The sequence below is a fragment of the Pirellulales bacterium genome (genome assembly GCA_036499395.1).
GTDB lineage: Bacteria > Planctomycetota > Planctomycetia > Pirellulales > JACPPG01 > JACPPG01.
In genome coordinates this window covers 120,874-139,588 of the sequence record DASYDW010000068.1, presented here as the reverse complement: position 1 = coordinate 139,588, position 18,715 = coordinate 120,874, and the positions used below count along the sequence as shown (strand labels likewise).

Genomic DNA, 18,715 nt, shown 5'->3' with positions numbered 1-18,715 from the left:
GCTACTGTTTTCTGGGAAGTTCTTTAGCCAGCAAGGCAGAGACGCCAGCAATCACTACAAGCGTTGCAAGCGGCACAGATTCGCTAGCTATAACGAGCGACCATTTGGTGCATTTACCCCGTCTAATGCTTGACAGGTACAGACGGAATATCTCTAACGAAACTATGCGGACCCATCCAATGCGTCGGGGGAGCAAAAGCATGCGTCGAACCATCCTGCGAAACGTGGCGATCGTAGCGGCCTTCTCAGGTCCGTTGCTTGTCGGACCAACCGAGAGCAAGGCGATTTTCCACTGGTGCCGCGGCTGTGGTGCGGCGCCGGCAGCGCCTCCTGCGCCTGCGTATGTTCCTCCGCCCGCAGTCAGCTACTACGCCCCGTGCGCTCCGCCCACGGTGGTGAACTACGTGCCGCAGACGTATCTGCGTCCGGTCGTGGTTAACACGCCCGTCACGACGTACCAGCCCGTAACCAGTTGCGGCTTGTGCGGACCGACGACGACCATGCGTCCCGTGACGACGATGGTGCAACAGACGCAATACGTGCCGTACAACTCGTACCGGCTCGTCTATTCGGCGGCGATGCCCGTCGTGACCGCGAACTATTTGGCGCCGGCGATTGCCCCGCCGCCGGTAATGGCCCCGGCGCCACCGCCCGCGCCGGCCTGTTGTGGTCAGGGAGCACCGGCCGCGATGGCTCCCGCACCACCTATCGGCATGGGCTCCCCGGCCCCCGGCATGTCGAACATCACGCCCACGCCTTCGTTGAATGGCCCGGTGCCCAACTCGTCGGGCTACGGCTCAGCGACGACTCCTTACGCGCCGTCGCCGTACCTTACTCCCAACACGGCCCCCAACATGCAAACCTATTCGCCCCCTGCCACGCCAGGCAGTGCCAACTATGGCCCGACATGGCCTGGGGCTACGCAGCCTGGGACCACGTTGCCAGGAACTACCGGGACCACGCAAAACTACGGTTCGTCCAGCAACTCGAGCAGCACGGTGACACCCAGCGCGCCGGCGAATAACGGCACGGCTCCGTCGTATGATCCATTGAATCCGACGTCGCCGCCGGACATCCACCTGAAGCCGGTGCCCGAGGATCCTGCTCCGCAAGCGGGCCCAACGTCGCGCCCGGCCGACGCCGATGCACGCACGGCCTCACGCACGATGGGTGGCGCGAAAGCGATGCCGACCGGCGTCATTCCGGCCATGTACACGCAGCCGACGGCGCCCATGCCGAACGTTGACTGGCGTCCCTCGTCGCGCTAAAGAATGCGATTACAGCCACAATCGCAACGACCGCTCACACGCTTCTAAGACCCACGCCACCCGATCCGCTTGCTCACCCGTGAGCTTGCTGGTCGGGTTTTTCATTTCCTGACGCATCATTTCACGCGTGCAAAGAAATCGAGAGCACCAGCGGATGCTCCAGGTCGTAGTAGTCGCGGTACTTCATGCGAATCGCCTCGCGGTGCGAGTTCCCTTCAAAGACAATCTCGTCGGCCCATGATAACGATTCGTCGATGATCGTTTCCATGCCCAGTTGCGAGCCGAAGGGCGGCATCGCGCCAACTTCGCAATCACGACATATCAGCGAGATTTCTTCCTCGCGAGCCAACTCGACTCTGACCAGGCCCATCGCCTGCCGGACCTTCTCCAAATCAACCCGGCTCGAGGCGGGCACCACCGCGAGGTAGTAGTACGGTCCCTGCCCTGCTTTCAACACGACACTCTTCGCGACCCAGTCCCCCGAGACATGCACCGCCTCGGCCATGCGCTGCGCGCCGTAAGCTGCCGGATGCTCGATCAACGTGTAGGTCGTGTGCCGCCCCTTCAAGAAATCTTGAACCTTCATGGCGTTCCCTTCCTGACGCTGAGTCCGTGCACTTCATTCTCCCCATCTGCAATCTTACCGATTTGCCCGATCCAGGTCGCAAAGACGATGCCAGCCAGCCGTGAATCACCACGGGCTGCCGCCATGACGCGCTACTGGGCCAGGGCCAACGAGTCGATTACTGGCGCACCACGTTCCGGACCGGGCGCCACGTTAAGATCGCCGCTCGACAGTTGGGAAAAGGCAATAACAAACAGCAGCGGTCGCCCCCAGCCGGTCTGGCCGGCTTACCGCAGCTTGCCCCGGGCCTCGATCGGCCATACGACCTCGACCCGGTCGTCCCGCAGGCCGTAGATCTCCTCGTGAAAAACGGTCGTCAGGTCCGCATAACCGGGAATCAATTCCAGCCGGTCGCCAATCCGCAGATCGCGCGCCGTGGGGCCGAGTTCGAGCGTCCCATGCTCGGCCGAGAGTCCCTTCACGCGGATGTCGTCGCGACCGGCGACGATCGGCATGGAAAGTTCCATGCTCAAAGATTTTCGTCCCGCGTCGATGATGGCGCGGTCCGGAGTCGGACGGCTGACGATCGTCGTCAGCACCGTCATCGCGTAAGCCAAATCGGAAATTTGGCAGCGGTTTCGATAAAACGCATCCATGAAGATGGCGCCGCCTGCTTGAATCTCGGTAATCCCCGGCTGCTCGACCGCGTACAGATAAGAGCCTGTTCCTCCGCACGAGACAATGTCGCACGGCATCCCCGCGCGCCGAATCGATTCGGCGCTCTCCGTCAGATCGCGAAGCGCCGCGCGAATCGCTGATCCCTTCTCATGCGCATCGTTGACCGTCAACAAGTGCCCCTCGTAGCCCATGATGCCCGCCAATTCGAGGCCGGGGCTTTCGACGATCTGTCCGGCCAAGGTCAGTGCGGCTCTGCCCGGCAATACTCCGACGCGTGCCAAACCGATGTCGACTTCGATCAACACGCGCAGCTTCAAATCTGCCTGGCTCATCACCTCGGAAAGCGCGGCGATCTGATCCACATGATCCACGCACACGATCGGATCGGCGCAGCGTCGTAGCTCGACCAGCCGCGCCAGCTTGATTGGACCGACGATCATGTTCGCGATCAACAAGTCCGTGATTCCCGCTGCGGCCATCACTTCGGCTTCGCCGAGCTTCGCACACGTAATGCCGATCGCTCCCGCGGCCAACTCTCGCTGCGCGATCGCGGGCACCTTGTGCCCCTTGGCATGCGGTCGCCAAGCAACTCCATGCGCGCGGCACGTCGCGGCGATGGCCTTGATGTTCGCTTCCATCACTGCCAGATCAACACATAACGCGGGAGTATCAAGCGCCGCCTTCGTACATTCCGACAACGCGGGTATTGGCTCAGTCATGCTCACGGCAACAGAACCTCTGCGGGACAAACGTCGGGTAGGCTCGGCGAGGAGGGCGAACCAGTGGGGAGTGACGGCAGGTGGGCGCGATACCCATGATCTTAGAAAACCCACCGGCGAAGTGCAAAATATTCCCCTTCCTTCGCCGCGAACGATTATCTGAGAACATTACGGTCAAACGACTTAAGCTGTTCTTTCGACGGAAAAAGCACGCCCATCTTGAAATTAAAACACTTGTTTTATACAATCATTTGAAACGCACGTTCCATGCTCTTACTCGGTGTATCCACGGGCGGAGTGGCGAAACACATGACCGACGACACGAAAAATCGATTGCTCGAAGCTGCGGGCGAGACGTTCGCAGCTCGCGGCTACGAATCAGCAACCGTTCGCGAAATCTGCGAGCGCGCCGGCGCGAATCTGGCCAGCGTCAATTACTACTTCGGTGACAAGCAACGGCTGTACATCGACGCGGTACGCCAGGCCCAGTGCGTTTGCGTCGAACAAGTTCCCACGCCCGAGTGGGATCCCGATTTGCCGCCGGTCGAGCGGCTGCGAACCTACATCCACACGATGCTCAGCCGCATGCTTTATGTCGAGCGTCCCGCGTGGCACCTGGGCTTGATGCTGCGTGAGTTGGCCAATCCGACAGGCGCGTGCGTCGCGGTCGTCGACGATTACATTCGCCCCATGGCCGAAGAACTCGAACGCATCCTGGTTGATCTGTTGCCGGACGGGACGCCTCGCCCGCAAGCTTATCTCACCGGTTTCAGCATTGTCGGGCAGTGCTTGTTCTATTACGTGCATCGCCCCATCGCCGAGCAATTGATCGGCGTCGACGAATATCGCCAGCTTTCAATCGATCGTCTGGCGGATCATATCGCAAGATTCTCCCTGGCGGCATTGGGCTATGGACAGCCGTTGGCCACCCCCACTGGCAAAGGGTAGCGCATGAATTGGGTCGCCTGGCGAATGCTGACAGGAGATCGCGCCAAGTATTTGGGCACGATCTTTGGCGTGGCTTTCGGCACGTTGCTCATTGCGCAACAGACCTCGATCTTCGTCGGACTGATGAGCCGCACGGCCAGTCAGATTCTCGACATTCGCGAAGCTTCGATCTGGGTCATGCGTCCCGAAGTGCAAAACGCCGACGAAATCAAACCGCTCGGCGAGAACGACGTCTATCGTGTGCGCGGCGTCCCCGGTGTCTCTTGGGCCGTGCGTTTCTACAAGGGGCTGGCCCGGGCGCGCGTCAGCGACGGCAGTTTTCGCCAGGTCATGCTTATGGGACTGGATGACGATACGCTCGTCGGTGCCCCCACCGAGATGCTGCTTGGCTCTCTCAAAGAACTGCGGCATCCGGACGCCATCATTATCGACAAGGCCGGCTACAGCTATCTCTGGCCGGATCAGCCACTCTCATTGGGAAAAACGCTGGAGATGAACGACCAGCGGGCGATCGTCGTCGGCATTTGCAAGGCGTCGCCGCCGTTCCAAACCTTTCCCGTCGTTTACTCGCGATACACGCAGGCAATGGAATTCGTCACCCAAGAACGGAACCGCATGTCGTTCGTCCTGGCCGAGCCCGACGGTGCGACATCGACCGCGGAAGCTTGCCGACAAATCGAAGCGCAAACCGGTTTGCTTGCCATGTCGCGACTGGACTTCGTCTGGCGCACCGTCGGCTACTATCTGCGCAGCACCGGCATCCCGGTGAACTTCGGCATCACAATCGCGCTGGGTTTCATCGTAGGCACGGCCATCGCCGGCCAGACGTTTTATCTGTTCACGCTAGAAAATCTTCGCCAGTTCGGCGCGCTCAAGGCCATGGGCCTGAGCAACGGACGACTGATCCTGATGGTCCTCTTGCAAGCCACGATCGTCGGCTGCATTGGCTTCGGCATCGGCGTCGGCCTGACGGCGTTGTTCTTCGAGGCGACCAAAAACGTGACGCACCTGGCCGGCTTCTATCTGCCGTGGCAAGTCGTCGCGCTCAGCGCCGCGGCCGTGAGCCTGATCGTGGTCCTGGCCAGCTTTGTCAGCGCTCGCAAAGTGTTGTTTCTCGAACCGGCGGAAGTGTTTCGTGCCTGAACGTATAGGGTGACCGGGGAGCGTCGCGCCGCGTCATGCGGCGCGACGCCCGCATTGAATGATGATCGCAACCTCGAACTCGATCGCCGTCGAATGCCGCGGCCTGGGCAAGGACTTTGGGGCCGGCAATACCGCCGTGCGCGCACTGATCGACGTCGATCTCTCCGTGCTGGCCGGAGAATTGACGCTACTGGTCGGCCCCAGCGGCTGCGGCAAAACAACGTTGATCTCGATCATCGCCGGCTTGTTGCGTCCCACGGCGGGGGATGTCGATGTTTTCGGCCAGACCCAGTCGCAGTTCTCGCCGCAACGGCTCGTGCGCTTTCGCGCCAAAAACATCGGCTTCGTGTTCCAACAATACAACTTGTTGCCCGCGCTGAGCGCCGTGGAAAACGTCGCCGTGCCGCTGTTGATCGCCCGCGTACCACGACGCACGGCGCTACACAAAGCACGTGCCCTGCTCGACGCCGTCGATCTCGGCGCTCGCGCCGACGCATTGCCGCGACAACTCTCCGGTGGCCAGCAGCAACGAGTGGCCATCGCCCGGGCCCTGGTTCACGAGCCTCGCCTCTTGGTGTGCGACGAGCCGACCGCCGCGCTCGACGCCCGGTCCGGTCAGACAGTTCTGGAGTTGATTCGCCGCGTGGCTGTGCAGAACGACCGTGCGGTGATCGTCGTAACACACGACAGCCGCATTTTTTCGTACGGGGATCGAATCGTGTCGATGGCCGATGGACGCGTCGAAAGCGTTACGGCACAAGCAGCCGGGGCACCGGCACAAGGAGAGCGTGATGCGCATGGGTAAATTAGCGCTGCCCGCCATCGGCGTCGTTTGCATCATATTTATGGGCTATCACTTGGCCCGGACGCATCAGACTCCGCCAGCCTACGGCCCGCTGGCCGAGCCGGCGCGCTCTCCGTATCTCGACGTCATCGCCGCGGCGGGCTTGGTCGAGGCGCGGACAGAAAACATCAAAGTCGGCTCCCCGCTTCCCGGCGTCGTGATCCAAGTGTTGGTCGGCGTCGGCGATCATGTAAAAGCCGGCGATCCGCTATTCCGCCTCGACGATCGACAGATCGTGGCCGAGCTGCGCGTACGTGAAGCACAACTGGCCGCGTCCCAGGCAACGCTCGCGCGGATCGAGGAATTGCCACGGCCAGAGGAAATTCCCCCCAGCGAAGCCAAGGTCCGTCGCGCCGAATCCGATGTTGTCGCGCAGCGCGATATGCTCGAGCGACGCGAAAAGCTGTTCGTCCACCGCGCCGTTCCCGAGGAAGAGGTCATCCAGCGACGACAGTCCCTGGCCAGTTCGATCGAGTCCCTGCTCGAGGCCAAGGCCGAGGATCAACTACTAAAGGCCGGTAGCTGGAAGCATGACAAGTCGCTGGCGCGCGTCGACGTCGAACGCAATCGCTCGCTTGTCGAGCAATACCGTACCGAACTTGATCGGCTGCAGGTTCGTGCGCCGGTCACAGGCCAGATCCTGAAGGTCGACGTTCGGCCAGGCGAATATGTCGGCACCCCGCCCGATCAGCCGCTCGTGGTGCTTGGCGACCTTGAGCGACTGCACGTGCGCATCGACATCGACGAACAAGACATCCCGCGTTTCCACCCAGGCATGTCGGGCACGGCCTGCATGCGTGGCAACGCCAGTCATCGGCTGCCGATGACATTCGTGCGCGTCGAACCGTACGTGCAGCCCAAGACCTCGCTAATCGGCAACAGCGTCGAGCGTGTCGACACGCGCGTGCTGCAAGTCATCTACGCGCTCGAACCCGACGCCAAGACGGTCTACGTCGGCCAACAAGTCGACGCGTTCCTCGATGCCTCGCCACCCAGTCCAACGGCCGTGGCCGACGCCACCCCGCGCATCCCCCTACGATCGCCCGCCCCCGAATAAAAACCCCTCTCCCTCCGGGAGAGTGCAGGGTGAGGGAGTTCGCCGCCAAGTGCTTGCGCATATTGGACGGCAAAATCGTAGAGCAATCGGGTCCCGCGCCGTCACCCCTTCTCAGCCGGCACAATTTGTAACGCGCGTAGCGCACCATCCCGTATCACGTGAATCGGCCACGCCATCCCGATGCGGTCATGCGTTAGCACGGCATGCAGATCATCAATACTGCCAATCGAACGGCCGGCGAATTCGACGATCAGATCCCCCTCGGCCAAGCCCGCCGCCGCGGCTGGCCCCCGCGGTTCGACACTCATCACGAGCACCGTCGTGCCAGCGAGAATGTCATGCTGACGGGCCAGGTGCCGCGGCAGTTCGATATTCTGCCCTGCCACACCGATCACGCTGCGTCGCACGCGGCCGTAGGCGATCAATTGCGTGGTTACCAGCCGCGCGGTGTTTACGGCGATCGCAAAACAGATTCCCTGGGCCGGCAGAATCATGGCCGTGTTAACGCCGATCACTTCGCCGTGCGAATTAACCAGCGGCCCGCCCGAGTTTCCGGGGTTCAGCGCCGCGTCAGTTTGAATGATATCGTCCATCAGTCGGCCACTGCCCGCTCGCAACGATCGCCCCAGCGCGCTGACGACGCCCGCAGTCACCGAGCAACTGAAGCCCAACGGATTGCCGATCGCGATGGCCAATTGTCCCACGCGGATCGCCTGGGAATCCCCCAGGGCAACCGGCGGCAGCTCTGACGCATGGGCCCGTATCACGGCCAAGTCGCTATCGGGATCGTCTCCCACGACATCGGCCGAAACCTTCTGCCCGTCCGAGAACATGACCTGCACTTTCGAGGCTTGCGAAACGACGTGGCTGTTGGTCAGGATGAATCCGTCGGGCGTAATCACGAAGCCTGATCCGCTACCGCCCCGGCCTTCTCCCCCCTGCCCTTGTTCGTCACGTCGCGCGGCATGGCGCACGTCGATCTTCACCACCGAGGGGCTAACCGTCTCGGCGGCATGCGTCACGGCCTGCGAATAGGCGTCCAGCAGCGGAAAATCATCGACACCGCGTCGCGCAGCCGGCACGCCAGGCAAACCCGTATGTTCTTCACGCGTCGACAAGTCCAAGAATCCAGGCATAACATCCTCCCTTTCGATCTCCCCAGATCGCACGCTTTCGCAGCGAGGGGTTAAGAATGCTATGCGCCGCGCAGACGCCCGGCAAGCGAGCCCCGCCCGAAGCACGCCAACGTGGCTGGCGCCATTCCTAACGGCTATCATGGCCGCAGCTACGGGCCCAAACGATCGGCCCAGGTTAAGCGCGAAACGAGCCTGACCGCCAAGGCGGAGGAATCTCCCCATGACATTGAATATTGACGCTACCACCCCGCGTCGCGAGTTCCTCAAATCGGCCAGCCTCGGCGCGGCCGCGATCGGCGCCGGACTCGCGACCGCCGGACAAACGGTCACCGCCCGCACCTACGCCGCCAATGAAACGATCTCGATCGGATTGATCGGCGTCGGTGGGCGTTGTCGACACTTGTTAAAGGCCTTGAAGCGCGTCCCCGGCGTGGCGATCAACGCCGTGTGCGACGTTTGGGACAAGAATCTGCAACTGGGAAGCGAGGCCGCGGCCGAGGCTGCGTTTGCCACCAAGGACTACCGGGCCCTGCTCGATCGACCGGACATCGACGCCGTATTGATCGCCACCCCCGACCACTGGCACGTGCCCATCACGGTCGACGCCTGTGCCGCCGGCAAGGACGTCTATGTCGAAAAGCCGCTCACGCATGAACTGTCCGAAGGCGCGGCCGTGATCGAAGCACAGAACAAGCACCAGCGGATCGTGCAGGTCGGCATGCAACAGCGCAGCATGCCCCAATTCCAAAAGGGTTTTGAGATCATCCGTAGCGGACAGCTAGGAAAAATTCACAAGGTCCACCTGACGTGGAATCGCAATCAGCCGCGTCATAACCCCAAGCCCGAAGAGATCGATCCGCACTCAGTCGACTGGCAAAAGTTTCTCGGCACAGCGCCGGAGCAACCTTTTGACCCGTACCGGTTCCGCAATTGGCGCTGGTTCTGGGATTTCGGTGGCGGCATTTTGACGGACTTGATGGTCCATTACCTGGACGTCGCGAATTGGTACTTGGAACTCGACCACCCGCAAACAGCCGCTACGATCGGCGATCATTTCCTGGCGCCAGGGCTGTGGGAAACGCCAGACACGGTGCAAACGCTGCTGCACTATCCCGAGCAAGGAGTTCAGATCTATTACGAGGGCACGTTCGTCAACGCGCGCAACGCGGCGATGCTCGAATTCATGGGAACCGAAGGAACGCTCTATCTCGACCGCGGCCGTTACGAGGTCATCCCTGAGAGAACCAGCAAGCTCGAGCGCAGCGAACTAATAATCGGCGAGGGACCGCGCGGCGCCGACTTTTACACCGAGCCCGACGGCGAATTCCTGCATCTCACCAATTGGGTCGACTGCATGCGCAGCCGCCAGCGCCCGAATGCCCCGGCCGAGGCCGGCGTCATTGCCGTCAAAGGGGCCCATCTGGGCAACCGCGCCCTGCGCTCAGGCCAAGTGGCCCAGTGGCAAACGACATAGCGCAAACGACGCCAAATCCTTTTCCCATCCGGAGTTGCCAGTGCAGACAGCATTCGGGGGCACCCCTCGGACCGGCAAAAAGGCTACAATCCAGCAGTGCATCGGGCCAGCAGCGTCGGGCAGACGATCCGCCGCAGTCTCGGAATGCACCGGGGGTGAGGGACCACCGTACAAAGAAGATGCCGGAAAAGGAGAATGGCGTTATGCGATATCGAACGAATCAAATCGGCATCGGGCTGATCATTGCCGGACTGTTGGTCAGCAATGTTGCTGCGGCACAGGAAGAGCTACCAACACCTCGTCCTGCTCCGGCCCCAGCCGGTCCGCCACCGCGTGCCCCGCTGCGTCGCCCGCTAACCGATGCACAGCGTGCCGAGCGTCGCGAGCGATTGCTGAACATTGGTGGCCAGGTCTTAAACGCCGTCGTCCCGCCCGACCCCAACGCCCCCGGCGCGGCGGCTGCGATCGATATTCCGAAACTGAATACCGCGATGGGCCCCCTTTTAACGACACTGCTCGGCGGCGGTCGCGACATCGAATCGTTGCGAATCGGCTTTGATCCCGAAGGGACGAATTTTGCCGAGGACCACATTCGTCTCAGCGTCGATGCGGCCTTGCGCCGCACAAACTGGGCCGAAGTACCCAGCCGGCTCAGCGGCAGCCTCGGCGCGCAAGTTGTTCAAAACGACGCCGGCGGATTGGTGGCTGTCGTTGATGGCCGGTTCCGTTTGCAAACGCCCGTGGTGGCCCTAGCGAACTACGCGCTCGCACAATACAAGCAGCGGCAAAGCAAGAAATCGGACGATGCCCCCCCCGCGCCCGCCGGGGCACAGACGCCCGAGTACGTCTTCGCATTCGCAACCACGGAAACCACGGACGAAATCTTCGGCCGTTTGTTGGACGAACGCCTCGCTCGCATCGATCACTTCGAAACGCTCGACGATGTGGCCGACCTGCTGACCGCCATCTCAGGCTTGCGACTAACGGCCGCCGATCTACGCATCGAGCAGTTGCGCGATCAGGCGCGTGCAGCGAAAGATCCGGCGGTGCGCGACGACCTCAACTCGCAACTTACGGAAACCCGGGCGCAACGCGACAAGCTCTTCGATGTCCGCCCGCGAATCTCACGTCGTCCGAACGGCGCGGTAGAGATGATCGGACTGGACATGGTCGGCTCAGAGATTTATCCCGGCGCGGACATGCGTCAATTGGAATGCCGCATCCAGGAAAACGAAATCACGCTGCAAGCCTCGGGAGCACTCACGCGCTGGGTGGAAATCTATCCACTGGCTAAACCCTTGGTGATGGGCGTCCTCCAACGCATTCAAAACGGTGACCCACGAGCGCTCGACGCAGTGCGGCCGTTTATCGAAGGTCCGCTCGGCCGCGGCCGGGCGATCATCATCGGCGAGCCGTAAGCGCGGTCACGCACAAGGCGAGAGCGAAGCAGATTTCTTTGCAGGCCGATGCCGACTCGGCTATGCTGACGCGCGATCGTTAGCCCGCTGTTGTCACGCCTTCGCTCCTTCCCCGCCGAGGTCCCGCCATGTCATTCCTTCGGATTGCCGTGCTCGTTTTATTCGCGAACGCCTTGCTCACTGTGGGCGCAATCTCTGCGGTGTTCAGTCACGCTGCCGAACCTGTGACGCTTGCGAACTACACCGCACCGACGGCAAACACGGCGGATGAACCGCTGGCCGCGGCCTTCTCGCTAACTCGCGCAGCCGATTTCCTGGATTCCGCCGCGCTCGACTGGCAACAAACGCGCGGCTGCATGACCTGCCACACGAACTACGCCTATCTGATGGCGCGTCCGGCGATCTCGGCCGACGTTCCGGCCCACGCCGAGGTGCGCAAATTCGCCGAGCAATTGGTCACCGAGCGTTGGCCCGACAAAGGCCCTCGCTGGGATGCCGAGGTCGTGGCGACCGGCACGATCCTGGCCTTCAACGATTCAGTAACCTCGGGCAAGCTGCATCCGATCACGCGGCAAGCGCTCGACAAGATGTGGACGCTGCAGCGTGAAGATGGCGGCTGGACCTGGTTGAAGTGTGATTGGCCGCCGATGGAGTCCGATGATCACTTCGGCGTCAGCTTCGCGGCGATCGGTGCAGGCGTCGCTCCGGATGGCTATGCCGACACGCCCGCCGCCAAGGCCGGCCTCGCGAAGATTCGCAAATATCTCGCCGAAAACCCACCGCCGACATTGCATCACAAGGCAATGGTCCTTTGGGCATCGACCTACGTGCCGGACCTGATGTCCGAGGCGGACCGGCAAGCGTGCATCGATTCGCTGCGAACGTTGCAGCACGAGGATGGCGGTTGGGGGCTGGCCACGCTCGGCGATTGGCAACGCGGCGACGGCTCGCCGCAAGACACCACGAGCAGCGACGGCTACGGCACAGGGTTCGTGATCTACGTCCTGCGCCGGGCAGGCGTTTCGGCCGATGACGCACAACTTCAGCACGGCGTCACCTGGCTGAAAACGCATCAGCGCGAAAGCGGGCGCTGGTTCTCGCGCTCGCTCCACGCCGACAGCAAGCACTACATCTCACACGCCGGCACCGCCTTCGCCGTGCTGGCCCTCAAGTCGTGCGAAGCAGCGGGCCCGACAAGATAGCCAGCGTTTTAAGCAGCAATGCGCCAAACGCAGGGGGCATCATTGTTCGTGGGCAAGCAATCTGTATTGACGCACCGGGGTGGCAACGCCCCCGGGCTAACCTTTTTTCTACACGGTGTAGACCGTCGAGAAGACGCGCGTGTACGATAAAGTCAGCAGCGAATGCAGTATTTAGCATCATGCAGTTCGACGTAACAAACTGACGTGCATAATGCGGCCCTTTTCGAGTGCGCCTTACTCCAGATCATTATTTTTTGTAATTACGTTCGCGTTGATATTTTTGGGTTTGGCAGTGCCGGCCCGGCAGGGTTCGCATAAAAGCTGGATGTGCTCTCTCCATGGCACATCGGCCGGGTGGGTCAAGCCCGTAGCGCATGGTTGGCCGTTTCGGTTTACGGAGCGCATTGAGTATCCCGGCATAAAGTCGTCGACGCTGAAGGTTGCCCCCTTCGACATTCTCGCGCTACTTGGCGACCTCATTGTAGCGGCCGTTATTGCAACGATTACATGGTTCGTGATCAGGCGTATCTTGCACGTCACGAGGCGCGGTTTTGCTTTCCGCCTTCGGTCGTTAATGCTTGTTGTCGCGATATTTGCTGTCATTGGCGCAATCTGCCAATGGAATATCAGACGAGTCAACTTCACCGTCGATGCGATCTCAAGATTGGATGCAGTTGCAGGCGTCCGTCCTTTCGTTTCCTTGGGCGAAATTCCCGATTGGCTCATGACCAAGTGCGGCTTCATCTGGATGTACCACGCGTATGTCGACCTGCCCGAGGACGAGGAGTCTATCGAACTTGTAAGGCGACTTGGCGCCCAGTATCCCGGCACAGTGACCCTTAGGATTGACCTTTCCCAATTTCCGTCTCCCTTGACCTTAGCACTGCCCTTCCGTGGGATTGACGAAGTTGAGGTCAGTGCTGACGGCAGTGAATCACTCGCCTTTCTGCAAGCCTTTCCCGATCTGCGATCTCTTCGCATTAGCGTATCCAGCTCCTCCGAGGATGCTCGCTTTGACTGCTCATCGCTGGGAAGACTCAGCACGCTTCGAGTACTTATCATTCAGGCGTATGGAATTCCGGACCTGTTGTCGGATGACGAGATCAAGGAACTTCTCGGTTTAACGCTACTCGAAATGCTAACGATTTCGAGTAGCGACATAACAGGCGATGGCCTGAAAGCGCTGTCGGAGCTTCCAGCGCTTCAGTCTCTGGTTCTGGTCGATGCACTGGTTGACGACGAAAGCCTTCGATACCTAGATACGTTTCCCTCGTTGAGCACACTGGGACTCGGCGGCACGGCTGTGACGGAAAAGGGACTCGAATACATCCGCAAGGCGCCACACTTACGTAGGCTAAAACTTGACCATTTACCTCTCACTGACGCCGGCATGCGATCACTCAGCTCCCTGCAAAAGCTCGAGGCCCTTTCTTTGAGCCATACGCGCATTAGCGATGCTGGATTTGCAGAGTTGGGCAAGATGCCGCAGTTGAAAGATCTGGACATTGACAAAACCGACATCAAATCGTTGACCCCGGCCGTTAATGGGTTCCCTCAATTGCATGTCCTGACGGCATCCGATACTCGCGTGACGGACGTTAATGCATCGGCATTGCAACAACGGAGGCCATCTATTCGAATTGTCCGTCAGCCGGACGCGGCCGCTGTTCAGACGTTGAAAGATCAACTAAATGGTATCCGGCAAGGACAGGGAGATACGATCGTAATCGGACCGACCATCAACAACGCCGATCTCAGCGGGCTTAATGCTTCCAACGTCGGAGGACTAACAACGATATGGAACGGGAGTTCGTTTATCGACAAGCGAGGAATCAAGTCATTGGGCAAGCTCACTTCCGTGTTGACGCTCCACTTGCGATGCCCTCACAGCAGCGACGAATGGAAGGCCTGGAGCGACGCATGCCCGAATATTAGGTTCCTCGAGTTGCAAGGCACAACGCTTGATGATGCTGACCTTGTCGATTTGGGCATGTTCAACAATCTGCGCGAAATATATGTCGGGGACACGACGGTGACAATTGCTGGAATCATTCCCTATTTACGGACGCAGAAAATCGAACTGCTTGGGATTGACGCTCATCAACTCGCAGAGGGGCGCGCCCACCTAACGTCTTTACGCTCGCTTCCGCGGGTCCACGTCGGTTCAGATTATCCACGCAACCTCCCAGACAATTGGCTCGAGATTCAGCAGGAAATCGAGCACGATTACCCAAATATCACCCTCTGGCAGTAACTGCCCTTTAAGACGAGCCTAGGAATCCACGTGATCGAGACTAGGCACGATCGCACGTGAAATGGGTTGCGTTGCGTCGCCCGCGTCATAGTCCATTCTCATTGCGCCCAAGGGATGTGATATCCCTCGGCGCCGAGCGTGATCCGATACAGGCTCTTGTCGACGGTCACATACAACGTGTGCGCGTCGGCGCCGATTCCGAATTCGCAATTGCTCGGCAGGCCGACCGGCTGCGCGGCATCCGGCTGCGATGGGCCTGTCGCAATATAGGCCAACTCCTTGCCCTGCGGATTCAAAACCAGCACACCCGGCCGCTTCGCGCTGCGTGCGGTCAGATACAGGTTGCCGCGCGCGTCGACCGTCATGCCATCGCAACCATCTTCGCTGCCGAAATCGATCACAGTGCGCCGCGCCCCGCTGACTGCGCCGCCGGCATCCAGCGGAAACGCGTAGACTTTCATCGCCCCCTTGGCTGGCTTCTCGCCCAGCGTGATTCGATCGCTGCCGTTATTGGTGTCCGCCACGTACAGCGTTTGCTGGTCCGGGCTGATCGCGATGCCGTTCGGTTTTTCCACTTCGCGCGTCACTTCAACAACCTTGCCGTCAGGATCGATGCGATAGACGGCACGCACGTCCAACTCGCGCGGCTCGGCCCCCAGGTAACGCGGATCGGTGAAATAAATATGTCCGCTCTTGTCGATCGTCACGTCGTTTGGCGCGTTGAATCGCTTGCCGTTGAACCGATCGGCCAGCACGGTGCGTTTGCCCGTCTTCACGTCCCAGCGAGAAACACACTGCCCTCCCTGGTCGGACCCTTCGCAGGCAATGAGCCCCCCTTTCGCGTCGAAGATCAAACCGTTGGCCTTACCGCTATCGTCGGTGAAGACACTCGTCTTCTGCGTGTTCGGATCGAAACGGACAATCAGCCCTCGATCCGCCCCCTCGGGTATGTCGGTGAAATAAATAGTTCCATCGGGGGCCGCGGCCGGTCCTTCGGTCAGTCCACCCTTGATGGGTGCCGTGCGTGTGTACAACAGTTCGAGTTTGGCGCCAGCCGGAACGATTTCCTGATCAGCACCGCTCGCTGTGGCGATAAAGGACACAAAGATCGCGATCGCGTGAACGAGTAGTTTGGTCTTTAAATGCATAGGGCAAGGTTCCTTAACGGATGCGTAATATTGGCGTCATATCACGCGGTCATGGCGATGTCACGCGCCGGTCATTCCGCAATGCGTGACGTTTCACCGACAGGCGGCACGAATTTGCACGGCGCTAACGGGTCGTGTTTAATGATCGTTGTCCACGAGACACAAAGGCTTGCGAGCGATTCGAGCATCGACAATCGCTCGTTCCCGTACGCCCCATTCTGATTCACTTGGGAGGCCCTGCCATGACTCGCGATTCGCGTTCCTGCCCTGACTGTGCTTCGTCGGCCGATCGGATCGAACCGAATTCGTCCGTCAACCGGCGCGACTTTTTGCGCACCGCAGGCATCGTGGGCGCGGCGGCCTCGACCGGATTATGGACGCCCGGCCGTAGCTGGGCCGCGGACACGACCCCCAGCGGCTCGGCTCCGGAATCGCTCGTCAAGGTCCTCTACGAGGCGCTCAAGCCCGAGCAGCGGGCCAAGGTTTGCTACGAATGGGACCATCAGGATCCCAAACGCGGGCTGTTGCGAACGCACGTCGCCAACAACTGGAAGATCAACGACGAGGAAATCGCCGGCGATTTCTACACCGCCGATCAACAAGACATCATTCGCAAGATATTCGAAGGCATCATCCAGCCCGACTGGCACAAGCGGATCTATCAGCAGTTGGACGACGACGCCGGCGGTTACGGCAATGATCAAAGCATCGCCATCTTCGGCGTCCCGGGCTCAGGCAAGTACGAGTTCGTAATGACCGGCCGGCACATGACGCTGCGTTGCGACGGCGATTCGTCCGACAGCGTCGCCTTCGGCGGACCGATCTTCTACGGTCACGCCGCGGACAGCTTCAACGAAGGCCCCACGCATCCGGGCAATGTTTTCTGGCCGCAGGCCGTGGCCGCGAACAAGGTCTACACGATGATGGACGAGAAGCAGCGCAAGGTGGCGCTCGTCGACAAGCTGCCTGCCGAGAACAAGGTGAGTTTCCGCGGCGATGCGGGCGGTTTCCCCGGCATCCCCGTCACGGAATTGTCGAGCGATCAGCGCGAAGAGTTGCAAAAGGTCTTGCAAGTGCTGGTCGAGCCATACCGCCAAAGCGATCGTGACGAGGTGATCAATTGCCTCAAGGCGCAAGGGGGCCTCGATAAGTGCTCGCTGGCATTCTACAAGGACGGCGATATCGGCAACGACAAGGTGTGGGACTGCTGGCGATTGGAAGGCCCAGCGTTCGTCTGGTACTTCCGCGGCACGCCCCACGTCCACGTGTGGGTCAACGTCGCCAGCGATCCGTCAGTAAAGCTGAACGCGTAAACGCGCGAAGCTGCACGAAATACGCGAATTGTCACCGGCGGTTCACGGCGCCTGGCGATAAGCCTCGCGCTCGAACGGGTTGTCCCAGTAGGGGCTTCGTCCGGCGAGCCATAACGCCAACGAGCAGATTCCATAGGCTGGCAGAAACGCCGGGCCCCAACGCTCGTATTGTGCGACGTGAACCAACTCGTGGTCGCGCGTCGCGTCGAGTGCGTCTCGGTCGAGCCCCAAAATTATATGCCCAAGCGTCACGGCAGCCGCGCCGCGCACGGGCGGAACATGCGTGAGCATCCACGTCACGGCGCCGCCCCAGCATTCCAGCGTCCGGCCGCGCCGCCTTACGCGGCTCCCGGTGGCCAATCCGAGCAGTCCGGCCAACAGCCCCAGCGCGCTCGCTGGTGACGCCCAGACGATCACAACCACAAGGCGCAAAGTTGCCATGGCGCAGGCGACCCGATTAAGAAATCTCGCGACTAGCCGGCCGTGAGTAGGATTTTGCCGTCGCGTCCCGACTTCATCGCATGGGCGAGCGCTTCGGTGATCTTCGACAGCGGGTAGGCCGCTTCGACCTCGGTGCGCAGGGTCCCCTCGGCAACCAGTTTGATCAGCTCGCCAAAGACGGCCATCTGATCCGCCGGCGTTGCCTGATTGAACCAATGCGCCAGCCAAAATCCACGCAGCGTCACGCTGCGAAAGATCACATCCTGTTGAGTCACGATGCACGGCTGTCCCGACAGGGCGCCATAGTTCACCACCGTGCCGCCGGGCGAAACGCTATGCGCCAAGCGCCCCGTCGCTTCGCCCCCCACGGCGTCGATCGCCAACCGGATCGTGGCTTTCCCCGTCGCTTCGGCAATTTTTTTGTGCAAGTCGGGCCCGTCAACCACGACCACATCGGCCCCCAGCTTCTTTAGCGGCTCGACCAGCGCTTCACGCCTTACGACGTTGACGGTCTTTAGTTGGCGTCGCCGCGCCAGCGTGATCAAGTACGACCCCACGCCTGAATTAGCAGCATTCTGAATGACCCACTCGCCGGGCTTCAAATCGACAATGTCGCGAAGCATTAGTAGCGCGGTCGGCGGATTCACGGTCAGCATCGCCAGCTGCTGGCGATCGGCGTTCGCCGGCATCGGCACCAGACGCGCGGCGGGCACCAGCATCTTTTCGCGCCACGCGCCCACGCCGGCCGGCAGCAACACGATGTCGCCGACTTTCACGTTCTTCACTTCGGGGCCGACTTCGAGGACGCGTCCCAGCCCTTCGTTACCCGGCACGGCGGGTAACTTCGGCAGAATGCCGTACTGCGCCGATAGCGTCAGTACGTCCGAAGGATTGATCGGCGACGCCTCGAGCGCCACGATGGCCTGCCCGGCTGCCGGAGCGACCGGATCCGGTAATTCGACGCACTTCGCGACTTCCAACGGATTCCCAAACGCCTCGATCTGAACGGCCTTCATGCGTATGCCCTGCGAAGTGTCTTGAAAATGAAAAAGAATCGACTGTAAAGACTCAGCGGACCGCGTCCGATTACGTGGCGAGTAAGAAGAT

At 60.8% G+C, this 18,715-nt stretch carries 16 protein-coding genes; 10 read left to right on the top strand and 6 right to left on the bottom strand.

The genetic code is table 11. From position 1 onward, the window contains the following. Positions 1-200 precede the first annotated feature (200 nt). On the top strand, positions 201-1,268 hold the full coding sequence (locus VGN12_13215) for a hypothetical protein (GenBank protein HEY4310405.1): 1,068 nt from the start codon (positions 201-203) through the stop codon (positions 1,266-1,268). A 121-nt stretch (positions 1,269-1,389) separates the two neighbouring features. Here VGN12_13215 and VGN12_13210 read toward each other — a convergent pair whose 3' ends face one another. Further along, the gene (locus VGN12_13210) at positions 1,390-1,854 is read right to left on the bottom strand and encodes a YbaK/EbsC family protein (protein ID HEY4310404.1); all 465 of its coding nucleotides are present in this window, start codon (positions 1,852-1,854) and stop codon (positions 1,390-1,392) included. Between the two features lie 266 nt (positions 1,855-2,120). Next, a complete protein-coding gene (locus VGN12_13205; GenBank protein HEY4310403.1) occupies positions 2,121-3,230 on the bottom strand; it encodes a DSD1 family PLP-dependent enzyme in 1,110 nt (369 codons plus the stop codon). Positions 3,231-3,539: 309 nt separating this feature from the next. Between VGN12_13205 and VGN12_13200 the strand changes: the two genes are divergently transcribed. The 4 genes from VGN12_13200 to VGN12_13185 are packed head-to-tail and all read left to right on the top strand — an operon-like array spanning position 3,540 to position 7,222. Continuing rightward, positions 3,540-4,178, top strand: a complete 639-nt coding sequence (locus VGN12_13200) for a CerR family C-terminal domain-containing protein (GenBank protein ID HEY4310402.1) — start codon at positions 3,540-3,542, stop codon at positions 4,176-4,178. Between the two features lie 3 nt (positions 4,179-4,181). Beyond that, positions 4,182-5,321, top strand: coding sequence for an ABC transporter permease (locus tag VGN12_13195; GenBank protein HEY4310401.1), 1,140 nt, complete (start codon positions 4,182-4,184; stop codon positions 5,319-5,321). A 58-nt stretch (positions 5,322-5,379) separates the two neighbouring features. Beyond that, the gene (locus tag VGN12_13190) at positions 5,380-6,126 is read left to right on the top strand and encodes an ABC transporter ATP-binding protein (protein HEY4310400.1); all 747 of its coding nucleotides are present in this window, start codon (positions 5,380-5,382) and stop codon (positions 6,124-6,126) included. Further along, on the top strand, positions 6,113-7,222 hold the full coding sequence (locus VGN12_13185) for an HlyD family efflux transporter periplasmic adaptor subunit (protein ID HEY4310399.1): 1,110 nt from the start codon (positions 6,113-6,115) through the stop codon (positions 7,220-7,222). The genes VGN12_13190 and VGN12_13185 overlap by 14 nt, the downstream gene beginning before the upstream one ends. Positions 7,223-7,323: 101 nt before the next feature. Here the strand turns inward: VGN12_13185 and VGN12_13180 are convergent, their stop codons facing one another. Continuing rightward, a complete protein-coding gene (locus tag VGN12_13180; GenBank protein HEY4310398.1) occupies positions 7,324-8,358 on the bottom strand; it encodes a trypsin-like peptidase domain-containing protein in 1,035 nt (344 codons plus the stop codon). 220 nt (positions 8,359-8,578) lie between these two features. Between VGN12_13180 and VGN12_13175 the strand changes: the two genes are divergently transcribed. The 4 genes from VGN12_13175 to VGN12_13160 all read left to right on the top strand — a co-directional run bounded on the left by VGN12_13175 (position 8,579) and on the right by VGN12_13160 (position 14,706). Then, on the top strand, positions 8,579-9,832 hold the full coding sequence (locus VGN12_13175; protein ID HEY4310397.1) for a Gfo/Idh/MocA family oxidoreductase: 1,254 nt from the start codon (positions 8,579-8,581) through the stop codon (positions 9,830-9,832). Between the two features lie 203 nt (positions 9,833-10,035). Next, positions 10,036-11,250: a hypothetical protein gene (locus VGN12_13170; GenBank protein ID HEY4310396.1), complete on the top strand. Its 1,215-nt coding sequence runs from the start codon at positions 10,036-10,038 to the stop codon at positions 11,248-11,250. 128 nt (positions 11,251-11,378) lie between these two features. Next, positions 11,379-12,452, top strand: coding sequence for a squalene--hopene cyclase (locus VGN12_13165; protein HEY4310395.1), 1,074 nt, complete (start codon positions 11,379-11,381; stop codon positions 12,450-12,452). Between the two features lie 280 nt (positions 12,453-12,732). Then, complete coding sequence (locus VGN12_13160) at positions 12,733-14,706, top strand: hypothetical protein (GenBank protein ID HEY4310394.1); 1,974 nt, start codon at positions 12,733-12,735, stop codon at positions 14,704-14,706. A 98-nt stretch (positions 14,707-14,804) separates the two neighbouring features. Here the strand turns inward: VGN12_13160 and VGN12_13155 are convergent, their stop codons facing one another. After that, entirely contained in the window at positions 14,805-15,854 is a 1,050-nt protein-coding gene (locus tag VGN12_13155) for an SMP-30/gluconolactonase/LRE family protein (protein ID HEY4310393.1), read from the bottom strand. A gap of 242 nt (positions 15,855-16,096) precedes the next feature. Between VGN12_13155 and VGN12_13150 the strand changes: the two genes are divergently transcribed. Further along, entirely contained in the window at positions 16,097-17,167 is a 1,071-nt protein-coding gene (locus VGN12_13150) for a DUF3500 domain-containing protein (protein ID HEY4310392.1), read from the top strand. A 42-nt stretch (positions 17,168-17,209) separates the two neighbouring features. On the opposite strand, the gene VGN12_13145 is transcribed toward VGN12_13150, so the two are convergent. Continuing rightward, complete coding sequence (locus tag VGN12_13145) at positions 17,210-17,608, bottom strand: hypothetical protein (GenBank protein ID HEY4310391.1); 399 nt, start codon at positions 17,606-17,608, stop codon at positions 17,210-17,212. A gap of 32 nt (positions 17,609-17,640) precedes the next feature. Beyond that, positions 17,641-18,624 (bottom strand): zinc-dependent alcohol dehydrogenase family protein, encoded by a 984-nt coding sequence (locus VGN12_13140; GenBank protein HEY4310390.1) that lies wholly within the window; start codon positions 18,622-18,624, stop codon positions 17,641-17,643. Positions 18,625-18,715: the final 91 nt, after the last annotated feature.